Annotated in this window: 11 protein-coding genes; 2 read left to right on the forward strand and 9 right to left on the reverse strand. The window is 56.1% G+C overall.

Annotated elements, in window-relative coordinates; genetic code table 11:
* Positions 1-649 precede the first annotated feature (649 nt).
* Both gltB and ACB496_RS19820 read left to right on the forward strand, forming a co-directional pair.
* A complete protein-coding gene (gene gltB / locus ACB496_RS19815) occupies positions 650-5,110 on the forward strand; it encodes a glutamate synthase large subunit (RefSeq protein ID WP_371973337.1) in 4,461 nt (1,486 codons plus the stop codon).
* 9 nt (positions 5,111-5,119) lie between these two features.
* Positions 5,120-6,538, forward strand: a complete 1,419-nt coding sequence (locus tag ACB496_RS19820; protein WP_371973338.1) for a glutamate synthase small subunit — start codon at positions 5,120-5,122, stop codon at positions 6,536-6,538.
* Positions 6,539-6,572: 34 nt separating this feature from the next.
* On the opposite strand, the gene nanQ is transcribed toward ACB496_RS19820, so the two are convergent.
* The 9 genes from nanQ to rplM form a co-directional block, all read right to left on the reverse strand.
* Positions 6,573-7,034, reverse strand: a complete 462-nt coding sequence (gene nanQ / locus ACB496_RS19825) for an N-acetylneuraminate anomerase (protein ID WP_371973340.1) — start codon at positions 7,032-7,034, stop codon at positions 6,573-6,575.
* Positions 7,031-7,906 (reverse strand): N-acetylmannosamine kinase, encoded by an 876-nt coding sequence (nanK, locus tag ACB496_RS19830; protein ID WP_371973342.1) that lies wholly within the window; start codon positions 7,904-7,906, stop codon positions 7,031-7,033. The genes nanQ and nanK overlap by 4 nt, the downstream gene beginning before the upstream one ends.
* Positions 7,903-9,390, reverse strand: a complete 1,488-nt coding sequence (locus ACB496_RS19835; protein WP_371973345.1) for an MFS transporter — start codon at positions 9,388-9,390, stop codon at positions 7,903-7,905. Before ACB496_RS19835 ends, nanK begins: the two co-directional genes overlap by 4 nt.
* Before the next feature lie 109 nt (positions 9,391-9,499).
* Positions 9,500-10,393, reverse strand: coding sequence for an N-acetylneuraminate lyase (nanA, locus tag ACB496_RS19840; RefSeq protein WP_371973346.1), 894 nt, complete (start codon positions 10,391-10,393; stop codon positions 9,500-9,502).
* A gap of 120 nt (positions 10,394-10,513) precedes the next feature.
* Positions 10,514-11,296, reverse strand: coding sequence for a transcriptional regulator NanR (gene nanR / locus ACB496_RS19845; RefSeq protein ID WP_371973348.1), 783 nt, complete (start codon positions 11,294-11,296; stop codon positions 10,514-10,516).
* Between the two features lie 112 nt (positions 11,297-11,408).
* On the reverse strand, positions 11,409-11,906 hold the full coding sequence (gene sspB, locus ACB496_RS19850; protein ID WP_100778704.1) for a ClpXP protease specificity-enhancing factor: 498 nt from the start codon (positions 11,904-11,906) through the stop codon (positions 11,409-11,411).
* A 5-nt stretch (positions 11,907-11,911) separates the two neighbouring features.
* On the reverse strand, positions 11,912-12,550 hold the full coding sequence (gene sspA / locus ACB496_RS19855; protein WP_100778703.1) for a stringent starvation protein SspA: 639 nt from the start codon (positions 12,548-12,550) through the stop codon (positions 11,912-11,914).
* A gap of 309 nt (positions 12,551-12,859) precedes the next feature.
* The gene (gene rpsI / locus ACB496_RS19860; RefSeq protein ID WP_064543072.1) at positions 12,860-13,252 is read right to left on the reverse strand and encodes a 30S ribosomal protein S9; all 393 of its coding nucleotides are present in this window, start codon (positions 13,250-13,252) and stop codon (positions 12,860-12,862) included.
* Positions 13,253-13,267: 15 nt separating this feature from the next.
* Complete coding sequence (rplM, locus tag ACB496_RS19865) at positions 13,268-13,696, reverse strand: 50S ribosomal protein L13 (RefSeq protein WP_004868222.1); 429 nt, start codon at positions 13,694-13,696, stop codon at positions 13,268-13,270.
* Positions 13,697-13,909 lie beyond the last annotated feature (213 nt).

The following is a 13,909-nucleotide window of genomic DNA, read 5'->3' on the forward strand; positions in this document are numbered from 1 at the left end:
CTGCCATTTTTAGCCTCTGTCGGCGATGACCTGGATCAATCGCCCAGGACGGCTATTATTCATTTGAATAAAAACTCACTATTACTGCAATTTCATTCATCACTCTGGCAATTACTTTTCCTTATGTTGGCGGGGATTTTTTCACTTATCGCCCCCTGGCAGTAAAACAGTGCGATTATGCAACTTGATCGCCCGTACCAGATTATTATCCTGCAAAAAACCCGCCATTCAGCACGGCAAAGGGATAATACCGCTTTCATATAGTGAGTCAGATCACACTCCCTCGCGCCTTCCCCCTCTCTTTTGCAGCTGAAAAACCGATTAAATCTCCTTTATATTCAAAGCAATAACTCACCTTTAGCACATTTTTGTATAAATAAGATTGCCATTTGACCTGTGTATCAATTCCCGATAAGTTGGAAATCCGCTGGAAGCTTTCTGGATAAGCAGCCTGCTTATCATATTTATGCAGTAATTGAGATTCCCTCTGAAGCAAGTCCTCAAACTTGTTTGACCTGTGCGAAAAGGAAATGAAGAGGGCGAATGCGAGGTGCGCGTATGAAACGCAAACCCCGTCGCCGCGCTCTTTCTGTGCCTGTGCGCCACGGTTCAGTGGGGAGTCCCGAAGAGCCTGGGGAGGTTCACTGATATGTTGTACGATAAATCCCTTGAGAAGGATAACTGTGGTTTCGGCCTGATCGCCCACATAGAAGGCGAACCTAGCCACAAGGTAGTGCGTACCGCTATACACGCACTGGCCCGTATGCAGCACCGTGGTGCAATCCTCGCTGATGGTAAAACCGGCGATGGTTGTGGCTTGCTGCTACAAAAACCGGATCGTTTCTTCCGGATCGTTGCGCAAGAGCGCGGCTGGCGTTTAGCCAAAAACTACGCTGTCGGCATGCTGTTCCTGAATCAGGACCCTGAAAAAGCTGCCGCCTCACGCCGCATCGTCGAAGAAGAACTTCAACGCGAAACCCTGTCGATTGTCGGCTGGCGCAATGTGCCAACCAACGAAGGGGTGCTCGGTGAAATCGCCCTCTCCTCGCTGCCACGTATCGAACAGATTTTTGTGAATGCGCCTGCGGGCTGGCGTCCGCGCGATATGGAACGCCGCCTGTTTATTGCCCGTCGCCGCATCGAAAAACGTTTGCAGGACGATAAAGAGTTCTACGTCTGTAGCCTCTCGAACCTGGTGAACATCTATAAAGGTCTGTGTATGCCGGCTGACCTGCCGCGCTTCTACCTGGACCTCGCGGACCTGCGTCTGGAATCGGCCATTTGCCTCTTCCACCAGCGCTTCTCCACCAACACCGTTCCACGCTGGCCGCTGGCTCAGCCTTTCCGCTACCTGGCGCACAACGGTGAGATCAACACCATCACCGGTAACCGCCAGTGGGCGCGCGCGCGTACCTATAAATTCCAGACTCCGCTGATCCCGGATCTGCATGACGCCGCCCCGTTCGTCAACGAAACCGGCTCTGACTCCAGCTCGATGGATAACATGCTCGAACTGCTGCTGGCAGGCGGGATGGATATCGTACGTGCAATGCGTCTGCTTGTTCCGCCAGCCTGGCAGAACAACCCGGATATGGATCCGGACCTGCGCGCGTTCTTCGACTTTAACTCCATGCACATGGAGCCGTGGGACGGCCCGGCAGGCATCGTTATGTCCGATGGGCGCTACGCCGCCTGTAACCTCGACCGTAACGGTCTGCGCCCGGCGCGCTACGTTATCACCAAAGACAAGCTGATCACCTGCGCGTCCGAAGTGGGGATCTGGGATTACCAGCCTGACGAAGTGGTCGAAAAAGGCCGCGTCGGCCCTGGCGAACTGATGGTTATCGACACCCGCAGCGGGCGCATTCTGCACTCGGCGGAAACCGATGACGATCTGAAAAGCCGCCATCCGTACAAAGAGTGGATGGAGACAAACGTCCGCCGTCTGGTGCCGTTCGAAGACCTGTCGAACGAAGAAGTCGGCAGCCGCGAGCTGGACGACGACACCCTCGCCAGCTACCAGAAACAGTTTAACTACAGCGCCGAAGAGCTGGATTCTGTTATCCGCGTCCTCGGCGAAAATGGCCAGGAAGCGGTCGGCTCAATGGGTGATGATACCCCGTTTGCCGTGCTCTCCAGCCAGCCACGCATCATTTACGATTATTTCCGCCAGCAGTTTGCGCAGGTGACCAACCCGCCAATCGATCCGCTGCGCGAAGCGCACGTGATGTCGCTGGCCACCAGTATCGGTCGCGAGATGAACGTCTTCTGCGAAGCCGAAGGCCAGGCGCACCGCCTGAGCTTTAAGTCGCCGATTCTGCTGTACTCCGATTTCAAACAGCTCACCACCATGACTGAGGAGCACTACCGCGCCGACACGCTCGATATTACCTTCGACGTGACCGAAACGAGCCTCGAAGAGACGGTGAAAGCCCTGTGTGATAAGGCCGAGCAGATGGTCCGTAACGGCACCGTTCTGCTGGTGCTGTCTGACCGTAACATCGCTAAAAACCGCCTGCCGATTCCGGCTCCGATGGCGGTGGGTGCCATTCAGACCCGCCTGGTGGATAAGAGCCTGCGCTGCGACGCCAACATCATTGTTGAAACGGCAAGCGCCCGCGACCCGCACCACTTCGCCGTGCTGCTGGGCTTTGGTGCGACGGCTATCTATCCGTACCTGGCTTACGAAACGCTGGCGAAACTGGTCGACGGCCATGCCATCGAGAAAGATTACCGTACCGTGATGCTGAACTACCGTAACGGCATCAACAAAGGTCTGTACAAGATCATGTCCAAAATGGGCATCTCGACCATCGCCTCTTACCGCTGCTCGAAACTGTTCGAAGCGGTCGGTCTGCACGATGATGTCGCAGATCTCTGCTTCCAGGGCGTGATCAGCCGTATCGGCGGTGCCGGATTCTCTGACTTCCAGCAGGACCTGCTGAACCTGTCCAAACGCGCATGGCTGGCGCGCAAACCGCTGGATCAAGGCGGTCTGCTGAAATACGTTCACGGCGGTGAATACCACGCCTACAACCCGGACGTGGTGCGCACCCTGCAACAGGCGGTTCAGAGCGGCGAATACAGCGATTATCAGCAGTATTCCAGTCTGGTAAATGAGCGCCCGGCGGCTACGCTGCGCGATCTGCTGGCAGTGAATCCAAACGGCGAAACCGTCAGCATTGATGACGTTGAACCGGCCAGCGAACTGTATAAACGCTTTGATACTGCGGCGATGTCCATCGGTGCACTCAGCCCGGAAGCCCACGAAGCGCTGGCCGAAGCGATGAACAGCATCGGCGGTAACTCGAACTCCGGCGAAGGCGGTGAAGATCCTGCGCGTTACGGCACCAACAAAGTGTCGCGTATTAAGCAGGTGGCCTCTGGTCGCTTTGGCGTGACGCCAGCGTACCTGGTCAACGCCGACGTGATTCAGATTAAAGTCGCGCAAGGTGCGAAGCCGGGCGAAGGCGGTCAGTTACCGGGTGATAAAGTCACGCCGTACATCGCCAAACTGCGCTACTCCGTGCCGGGCGTAACGCTTATCTCCCCTCCGCCGCACCACGATATTTACTCTATCGAGGATTTGGCACAGCTGATTTTCGACCTGAAACAGGTCAACCCGAAAGCGATGATCTCCGTGAAGCTGGTTTCCGAACCGGGTGTGGGCACGATCGCCACCGGTGTGGCAAAAGCCTACGCGGACCTGATCACTATCGCAGGTTATGACGGCGGGACGGGCGCAAGCCCACTCTCCTCCGTGAAATACGCGGGCTGTCCGTGGGAGCTGGGCCTTGTGGAAACACAACAGGCGCTGGTGGCTAACGGCCTGCGTCACAAGATCCGTCTGCAGGTGGATGGTGGCCTGAAAACCGGTCTCGACATCATCAAAGCCGCGATTCTCGGCGCAGAAAGCTTCGGCTTTGGCACCGGGCCAATGGTGGCGCTGGGCTGTAAATACCTGCGTATTTGTCATCTGAACAACTGCGCAACGGGTGTGGCAACTCAGGACGAAAAACTGCGTAAGAACCACTACCACGGCCTGCCGTTCAAAGTGACTAACTACTTTGAATTCATCGCCCGCGAAACTCGCGAGCTGATGGCACAGCTGGGTGTGAAGCGTCTGGTCGATCTGATTGGCCGTACCGACCTGCTGAAAGAGCTGGAAGGGTTTACCGCCAAGCAGCAGAAACTGGAGCTGTCCCGTCTGCTGGAAACCGCCGAGCCGCACGCAGGCAAAGCCGTTTACTGCACCGAGAACAACCCGCCGTTCGACAATGGCGTGCTGAACGCGCAGCTGCTGCAGCAGGCGAAATCGTATGTTGATGACAAACAGAGCAAAACGTTCTGGTTTGATATCCGCAACACCGACCGCTCCGTAGGCGCTACGCTTTCTGGCTATATCGCGCAAACTCATGGCGATCAGGGGCTGGCAGCCGATCCCATTACCGCGCACTTCAGCGGTACGGCGGGTCAGAGCTTCGGCGTCTGGAACGCCGGCGGCGTTGAGCTGTACCTGACCGGCGATGCCAATGACTACGTCGGCAAAGGCATGGCGGGCGGTCTGCTGGCGGTGCGTCCTCCGGTTGGGTCTGCGTTCCGCAGCCACGAAGCGAGCATCATCGGTAACACCTGTCTGTACGGCGCGACGGGCGGACGTCTGTTTGCCGCAGGCCGTGCGGGCGAGCGTTTTGCGGTACGTAACTCCGGTGCCATCACGGTGGTTGAAGGTATCGGCGATAACGGCTGTGAATACATGACCGGCGGGATTGTCTGCGTAATGGGCAAAACCGGCGTGAACTTCGGCGCAGGCATGACGGGCGGTTTCGCCTATGTCCTGGACGAAGACGGTGAGTTCCGTAAACGCGTTAACCCGGAACTGGTAGAAGTGCTGGACGTTGAAACACTGGCGATCCACGAGGAACATCTGCGCGGTCTGATTACCGAGCATGTGCAGCATACCGGTTCTTCGCGCGGCGAAGAGATCCTGGCGAACTGGCCAGCATTCTCGGCGAAATTCGCGTTGGTTAAACCGAAGTCCAGCGATGTTAAAGCACTGTTGGGTCACCGTAGTCGTAGCGCAGCAGAGCTGCGTGTGCAGGCGCAGTAAGGGGTAGCAATGAGCCAGAACGTATACCAGTTTATCGACCTGCAGCGCGTTGATCCGCCAAAGAAACCGCTGAAGATCCGTAAAATTGAATTTGTTGAAATTTACGAGCCGTTTTCAGAAGGCCAGGCCAAGGCGCAGGCAGATCGCTGCCTGTCCTGTGGCAACCCGTACTGCGAATGGAAATGCCCGGTCCACAACTACATCCCGAACTGGCTGAAGCTGGCCAACGAAGGGCGTATTTTCGAAGCCGCCGAGCTGTCGCACCAGACCAACACCCTGCCGGAAGTGTGTGGCCGCGTGTGTCCGCAGGACCGTCTGTGCGAAGGTTCTTGTACGCTGAACGACGAGTTTGGCGCGGTGACCATCGGTAACATCGAGCGCTATATCAATGATAAAGCGTTTGAGATGGGCTGGCGTCCGGACATGACCGGCGTGCGTCAAACGGACAAACGCGTGGCGATCATCGGCGCAGGTCCGGCAGGTCTGGCGTGTGCCGACGTGCTGACCCGCAACGGCGTCAAAGCCGTGGTGTTCGATCGTCATCCGGAGATCGGCGGCCTGCTGACCTTCGGTATTCCGGCCTTTAAGCTGGAAAAAGAGGTCATGACCCGCCGTCGCGAAATCTTCACCGACATGGGCATTGAGTTCAAACTGAACATCGAAGTCGGCAGTGATATCCAGATCGACGATCTGCTGAAAGATTACGATGCCGTGTTCCTCGGCGTCGGCACCTATCAGTCGATGCGCGGTGGGCTGGAAAATGAAGACGCTCCGGGCGTGTTTGACGCCCTGCCGTTCCTGATTGCCAACACCAAGCAGATGATGGGCTTTGGTGAAACCCCCGCTGAGCCGTACGTCACGATGGAAGGCAAACGCGTGGTGGTGCTGGGCGGCGGTGATACGGCGATGGACTGCGTGCGTACCTCGATCCGTCAGAATGCGACGCACGTTATCTGTGCCTACCGTCGTGACGAAGAGAACATGCCTGGCTCCAAACGCGAAGTGAAAAACGCGCGTGAAGAGGGCGTTGAGTTCCAGTTCAACGTTCAGCCATTGGGCATCGAAGTGAATGCAAACGGCAAAGTCAGCGGCGTGAAGATGGCGCGTACCGAAATGGGTGCACCGGATGCCAAAGGCCGTCGTCGCGCAGAAATCGTGGCAGGTTCCGAGCATGTGGTTCCGGCAGATGCGGTCGTGATGGCATTTGGTTTCCGCCCTCACAGCATGGAGTGGCTGGCGAAACACAGCGTTGAGCTGGATTCCCAGGGCCGCGTGATTGCGCCAGAAGGTAGCGAAAACGCTTTCCAGACCAGCAACCCGAAAATCTTCGCCGGCGGCGATATCGTTCGCGGTTCCGATCTGGTGGTTACAGCAATTGCCGAAGGCCGTAAAGCGGCAGATGGGATCATGAACTACCTGGAAGTGTAAAAGCGAACCGGATGGCGATGCCATCCGGTTTTTTTTATGCGCCGACCAAACTGGCGCGCACTTTCACCACCACTTTCTTAATCTCTTCAATTTCCTTCACCCTACACCCTGGTTTATGCGGTTCGCCGGGCATAAAGATGGCGTACATACCGGGTTTCAGATCAAGCTGCTGCACGCCTTCAATGGCGCTACATAGCTGATAATCCTCCTCAATATGCCTTTCCTCGCAATGTCGCGCAGAGCCAGCTACGCCGTACAGGATGCGTTCGTCACCCGCCAGCAACAGCTGGATATCGATATACTGCTCGTGCAGCTCCGCTTTTTTCTGCTCTGGTTCCTGCGTGGCGAACGTCATCACGTTCATAAAGATATCGTCGCCTTGCAGTTCATAACGCCCCGGCGCTTTGTCCTGCGGCCAGGCCGCGATGGCCTGTGTCAGCGCCTCCGCCAGCACGGGATGTAATCCCGACAGCGCGCTCGCTTTGCCCATCATCATGATGTTGCTCCTGTAGCCAGTCTTGCCGCGCCCAGCAAACCGGCATCGTGGCGAAAATACGCCGGGCGAAGTTCGACGTGATAGACCGCAGGCTCCTGCGCAAGAAACTCAGCGACCTGCGATAAATATCCCTCAGCCAGCCCAACGCTGCCGCCGACAACGACGGTCTGACAATCCGTTACTGCTTTGACATCGGCGATGAGTCGCGCCAGCGTTTGGGCAGAATGAGCGACCACTTCGCGGGCGGGCTGATGCCCGCGCTGCGCGTGGTCGAAGATCGCCTTCGCATCGAGACCCGCCAGCTCGCCCTGCGCCCGGGCAGCAATCGCCCGACCAGAGGCAATCGCTTCCACACACCCCCTACGACCGCAGCCGCAAATGGGCCCTTGCGGATCGGCCAGCGTATGCCCCAGATGCCCGGCAAGCCCGCCCGCCCCCGTCTGCAACTTGCCATTAAGTACCACGCCCCCGCCGACCCCCGTAGAGACGGTGATGAAAACCATATCCGGCGCATTGATGCCAGGCGCATGGTACTCCGCCCACGCCGCAGCTTGCGCATCGTTCACCGCCATTGCGGGCAGTCCGGTTATCGACTCCAGCGTCTGTACCAGCGGGAAATGCAGCAGGCCGCCAAGATTGTGAGGATTAATCGACAGCAACGTGCCTTCGCGGATAATCCCCGTCGAGGCGATTGCCACCCGCTGCGCCGCTGACATTATCGGTTCCACCAGCGATTTTAACGCTGCGCGCAGGGCGTCTGGCGTTTTGCTGGCAGGTGTCGGCTGTTCGCACCGCTCGCGGATCTGTAAGTCATCGTCGATCAGCGCAGCGGCCAGTTTGGTGCCGCCAATATCGATCGCCAGCGTCGTCATTTCACCGCCTCACGCTCGTTTTTAATACTGCCAAATGGAACGGCGCCGCTGAAAGGTTTACCGTCGATAGCATCGTGAGTACGCAGGGCCTCCGGACGGATCCAGCGCTGTACGCGGGATGGCATATCAAGACCGATCAACAGGATCACCACAAACGTCAGGCCAAATGACAGGGTTCCCAGCGCAGTACCCAGCTCAAGTCGCTGTGCGAGCAGAGCGCCGATAATCGGGGCGATCGCGCCGCCCAGGGCGCCGACGTTGTAGGTAAAGCCCAGCCCGGCAGCACGCTGATCCGTGTCGAAATAGCCCCCAATCAGCTTCGGTAAAATCCCGGAAATCCCCTGCCCCAGCATCTGCTGGAAGAAGAGCAGCAGGCCCAGCACCCAAATATTTGACCCGCCGATGGCGAACACCGGAATAATCAGCAGCTGCGAGGCCAGCAGGCTGCAAACGTACGCTCTGCGGGTGCCCAGCCAGTCGCCGAGGAAGCCGCCGACGCAGCAGCCCACCGCCGCACCAAAGCCGCTAAAGAACAGCACATGGGCGACCGTCATCGGATCGTACGCCAGATCCGTTTTCAGATAAGTGGGCAGCAGCGCCTGAATAGGCCACGAGTAGAGGAATGCAAAGAGCACCACGACCATCAGGGTGACACCCGTCGGCCAGCGTTTACCGCTGCTTTGCACCATAAAGCTGATAAAGACGCAGGCGCATAACAGCCCCAGAATCACCACCAGCCCGGCGTTGTTTAGCTCACCGGCAAAGCAGAACCACAGCGCGATGCCAGCAAACAGCGTCATGACGATATTGATCAGGCGGTGCTTGCCGCGATAGAGAATGTCGACCATCGTGCGCACCGGCGCTTTGCCTTCGTGCTTCGCTTTCCAGTCTTCCGCTTCCGGGATGTTTTTACGCAGCCACAGGGCGAAAATGATTGGCAAAATACCGATAAGGAACAGCGCTCGCCAGCCCCACGCGGGAACAACCATACTGTAAACCTGCGCCGCAACCACGGCCCCGACAGAAAAACCGGAGATTAAAAAGCCGCTGGCTTTATTACGCAAATGTTTCGGCCAGCTTTCAATCACATAGGTTGCGCTGGAGCCGTATTCGCCCGCCATACCCATGCCGATCACCATACGGGCAATAAACATGGTGACGTAGCCTGGCGCAAATCCGCACGCCAGCGTGCCGCAGGAGAAGAGGACGATACTGGTGATCATCGCCAGTTTGCGACCGTAGCGATCGCCCATCGCCCCCAGCAGCAAGCCGCCAAACCAGCGCGAGATAAAGGCGGCCGAAATCAGGCTGGCTGCTTCGACCGTCGTTAAACCAAATTCACTTTTGACTTCTGTTAATACCAACGCCATCAATACAAAATCAAAGCCATCAAGCAAATACCCCAGCCAGGCGGCGGAGAATGCGCGCCACTGTGGGCGGGTCAGATGGCGGTACCACGGGATGCTTTGGGTAGAAATACTCATAACACTCTCCCGACGATTTTTTGTCGTATTGCCGGATGACGGATTCACCATCCGGCTTACATATCGTGTTTTGTCTTTGCCGGATGCGCTTCGCTTCTCCGGCAATGCATTAGCGTTTCTCAGCCAGCAGCTGTTCTGCGAGGGCCTTCAGCTCCGGCAGATACTGCTCTGCCACCGGAGCAAAAGGCTTACGGCATAGCGGAACGGAGACCACATCCATGTAGTGCAGGACGGTTTTCAGACCACGGAACACGCCGACTTTAATCAGCAGATCGATAACCTTGTTGCACTCGCTTTGCAGATGCTGCGCGGTTGCGTTGTCCCCTTCGCGGATCGCTTTGGCAATCGCCTGATAGCGCGCGCCCATGATGTTGTAAGTGCTGCCGATCCCGCCGTCTGCGCCTGCCAGTAAACCGGAAGCGAAGATCTCGTCGTAGCCGTTATAAAGCACCAGATCCGGATGCGCCCGGCGGATCTGCTCCATCTGGAAGAGATCGCCAGAGGTCTGTTTCAGGGCACCTACACCCGGCAGCGTCACCAGCGTATTGATTTGATCGAGGGATAACTTCACGCCGCTCAGCGCCGGGATGTTGTACACCACCATCGGCAAACCATCCGATGAATCAATGATTGCACGGTAGTGGTCACAATGTTCTTCGAAGCTGAAGGGATAGTAGAAGGGTGTGACCGCCGACACAGCGTCGAAGCCGATACGGCTTGCCGCCGCCGCGAGCTGCTGGCTTTCCGCTGTGCTGACGCAGCCGACATGGGCGATCAGCGTCACTTTGCCCTTCGCCTCTTCCGCCACGATCTCCAGCACCTGCTCGCGCTCGGCGAGGCTTTGTACGAAGGCTTCGCCCGTTGAGCCGCCGATATACAGACCGTCGATTCCCTGTTGAATGTTGAACTGCACCAGACGGCGCAGGCTCTCTTTGTCCAGCGCCTGCTGTGAATTAAACGGAGTCAGGAGTGCGGCCATCACGCCACGTAATTGCTTTGCCATAGATACCTCAAGTGGTTATTGATCTGCTTTTTGATATACCTTTATACCTGTTATACCAGATCAAATAAGCAGCACCCCATACAGAACGCTTATATTGCGATCTGCTTCACTAAAGGATCGTTATTTTTTCTTTTGGGATCCCTGGCCGAAGGCGTGCCAGGTGGCGGAAACGCTGTTGAGATGGGTTTGCAGCGCCCGATCGGCTTCATCAGGATCGCGGCGGCGGATGGCGTCAACAATAGCAATATGCTGCTGATAGCTGACATCGTTGTGCTGATACAGCTCGGCGTCGGAGACTTTCGGACGAGCGGCTATCAGCCAGTCGAGCAGCGCGACATGTATCGCCATAAAGATTGGGTTGCCGGGGATCTCCGCCAGCACACGGTGGAAATCGACATCCGAGCGGATGAAAAGCGCGTTATCGCTGAGGGACTGGCTGTTAATTTCCAGAGCCTTCGACAGGCGCTCAACCTGTTCGTCCGAGGCGTATTCTGCCGCGTAACGCACCAGGCTGGATTCGAAAAACAGACGCAGCTGTTCAAAGTGGGTAATGCCACCCGGCTGGGTGAGGAAATCCTTCGCCATGCCGGAGAGTTCGCTAATGATGGTATCGGCCGAAGGCATCGAGACGCGGGCGCGTTCGCCGTTGTTGATTTGCACCAGGCCTTTTCGCTTCAGGGCGGCCAGTGCTTCACGTACCGATGGGCGGCCCACGTTGAAGAACTCCATCAGCTCACGCTCGGAAGGAAGTTGTTCGCCCTGGGCAAACTCCTGACGACGGATCATCTGCTCCAGCTCTTCTTCCACCATATCGGAAAGTTTTTTACGCGCCAGCGGGCGACGACGCAAACTGCGACCAAGGGTTTCGGTTGAATTTTCCGCCTGAAGATCAAATGGTTTCATAAAGACTCGGGTCAGAAGAGTGACAATCAGTGACAACGACTCATCATAACACAGGATTTTTGGCTGGGCGAAAAGCCCTGAATAGCAAAACAGGCCCATCGGGCCTGTTCAATTATTTCACAACGCGTAACGCTGGACGGCCACCGCGCGGCGGCGGATCGTCATCAGGGTCGTTGTCATTGTCGTGATCGGGCTTATCGCCGTCGATAATGGACATCACCGTTTCGCTTTCGCTGGCGGTAGAACCGTCTTCATCGTTGAGGCTGGCGACATCTTCGTCATACGCCGCTTCCGGCTCAAACATCGTACCTGCACCGTTTTCACGCGCATAGACTGCCAGCACGGCAGCGAGCGGAACAGAGACCTGACGCGGTACGCCGCCGAAACGCGCGTTGAAGCGCACTTCGTCGTTTGCCAGCTCAAGATTACCCACCGCGCGTGGCGCGATGTTCAAAACGATCTGACCATCACGCGCGTATTCCATCGGAACGCTCACGCCCGGCAACGTCACATCCACTACCAGGTGCGGCGTAAGCTGGTTGTCCAGCAGCCATTCATAGAAGGCACGCAGCAGATACGGACGGCGTGGAGATAGCTGTGACATTTCCACAATCGTTAACCTCGACCAAGACGCATTTCGCGTTCCGGTTCTGTCAGAGAAGCAAGGAAAGAGTCGCGCTCAAATACGCGAGTCATGTAGCCTTTCAGCTCTTTCGCGCCAGGACCGCTGAACTCTACGCCCAGAGCCTGCAGACGCCACAGCAGCGGAGCCAGGTAGCAATCTACCAGACTGAACTCGTCGCTCAGGAAGAACGGCTTTTGACCGAATACCGGCGCAATGGCCAGCAGTTCTTCACGCAGTTGCTTACGGGCAGCGTCTGCTTCTGAGGATGAACCGTTCACAATGACGTTCATCAGGGTGTACCAGTCTTTCTCGATACGCTGCATGTACAGGCGGCTTTCACCACGCGCAACCGGATAAACCGGCATCAGCGGCGGATGAGGGAATCGCTCATCCAGATATTCCATAATGATGCGGGATTCCCACAGGGTCAGCTCGCGATCCACCAGCGTTGGTACGCTCTGGTTCGGGTTGAGATCGATCAGATCCTGAGGTGGGTTATCCTTTTCCACATGCTCGATCTCAAAACTGACACCTTTCTCGGCCAGCACGATACGAACCTGATGGCTATAAATGTCAGTAGGACCAGAAAACAGCGTCATTACCGAACGTTTGTTGGCAGCGACAGCCATGAAAACCTCCAGGTATATTCAGAATATTACTGCTACCGGCCCGTGGGCCAGCCAGATGATTTGTTACCCATCCCAGGAACAAACTCAATCGCTCAAAAATCGAACAAAAGTGGTGTATTCACTGACATTTGGGCAGAAAATTGGATGATAGTTTACCAGATTTTGCAGGGTTTGTGGTGAGGGGATTCTGGAAATGCTGAAAAAGAGCTGATAATCAAATAAATACTGTGGATAACCGTCGGATTATCCATAAAAAAAACCCGCCGAAGCGGGTTTTTCGCCAATCTTTCTGCCGAAGCAGAAAATAGATTAACGTTTGGAGAACTGAGGACGACGACGTGCTTTACGCAGGCCGACTTTCTTACGTTCAACTTCACGAGCATCACGAGTAACGAAGCCAGCTTTACGCAGTTCGCCACGCAGGGACTCGTCGTACTCCATCAGAGCGCGGGTGATACCGTGACGGATCGCACCAGCCTGACCAGAAGTACCACCACCTTTAACGGTGATGTACAGATCGAATTTCTCAACCATATCAACCAGTTCCAGCGGCTGACGAACTACCATGCGGGCAGTTTCACGACCGAAGTACTGTTCCAGAGAACGTTGGTTGATTACGATTTTACCACTGCCCGGTTTGATGAACACGCGAGCGGCGGAGCTTTTGCGGCGACCAGTGCCGTAGTATTGATTTTCAGCCATTGCCTATAATCCCGATTAGATGTCAAGAACTTGCGGTTGCTGTGCCGCGTGGTTGTGCTCGTTGCCTGCGTAAACTTTCAGTTTACGGTACATAGCACGACCCAGCGGGCCTTTTGGCAGCATGCCTTTAACCGCGATTTCAATCACACGCTCAGGACGGCGGGCAATCATCTCTTCAAAGGTCGCTTCTTTGATACCACCGATGTGGCCGGTGTGGTGGTAATACATTTTGTCTTCGCGCTTGTTGCCGGTTACAGCAACTTTTTCTGCGTTCAGAACGATGATGTAATCACCAGTATCAACGTGCGGAGTGTATTCCGCTTTGTGCTTACCGCGCAGGCGACGAGCCAGTTCGGAAGCAAGACGACCCAGAGTTTTACCGGTCGCGTCAACAACATACCAGTCGCGTTTTACGGTTTCTGGTTTAGCTGTAAAAGTTTTCATTAAAAGCTTACCCAAATAATAAGTTACACGTTGGTGAACACCCAAACGTTTAGTCAGTTGAGGCTCACACGACAAAGTCCGGCAAACCTACCCCTTCGAATAGCCTGTGCCAGCACATAGAAAGTTTTGGGAAAAAAACCTTCTCGTAACGTGGGGTCGCAAGATTATAGAGAAGTCGAGGTCAAAGATCGACCCTTAAATGTGATTAGTCGC

This window comes from Lelliottia nimipressuralis (genome assembly GCF_041464075.1).
In the GTDB taxonomy this organism is placed as follows: domain Bacteria; phylum Pseudomonadota; class Gammaproteobacteria; order Enterobacterales; family Enterobacteriaceae; genus Enterobacter; species Enterobacter nimipressuralis.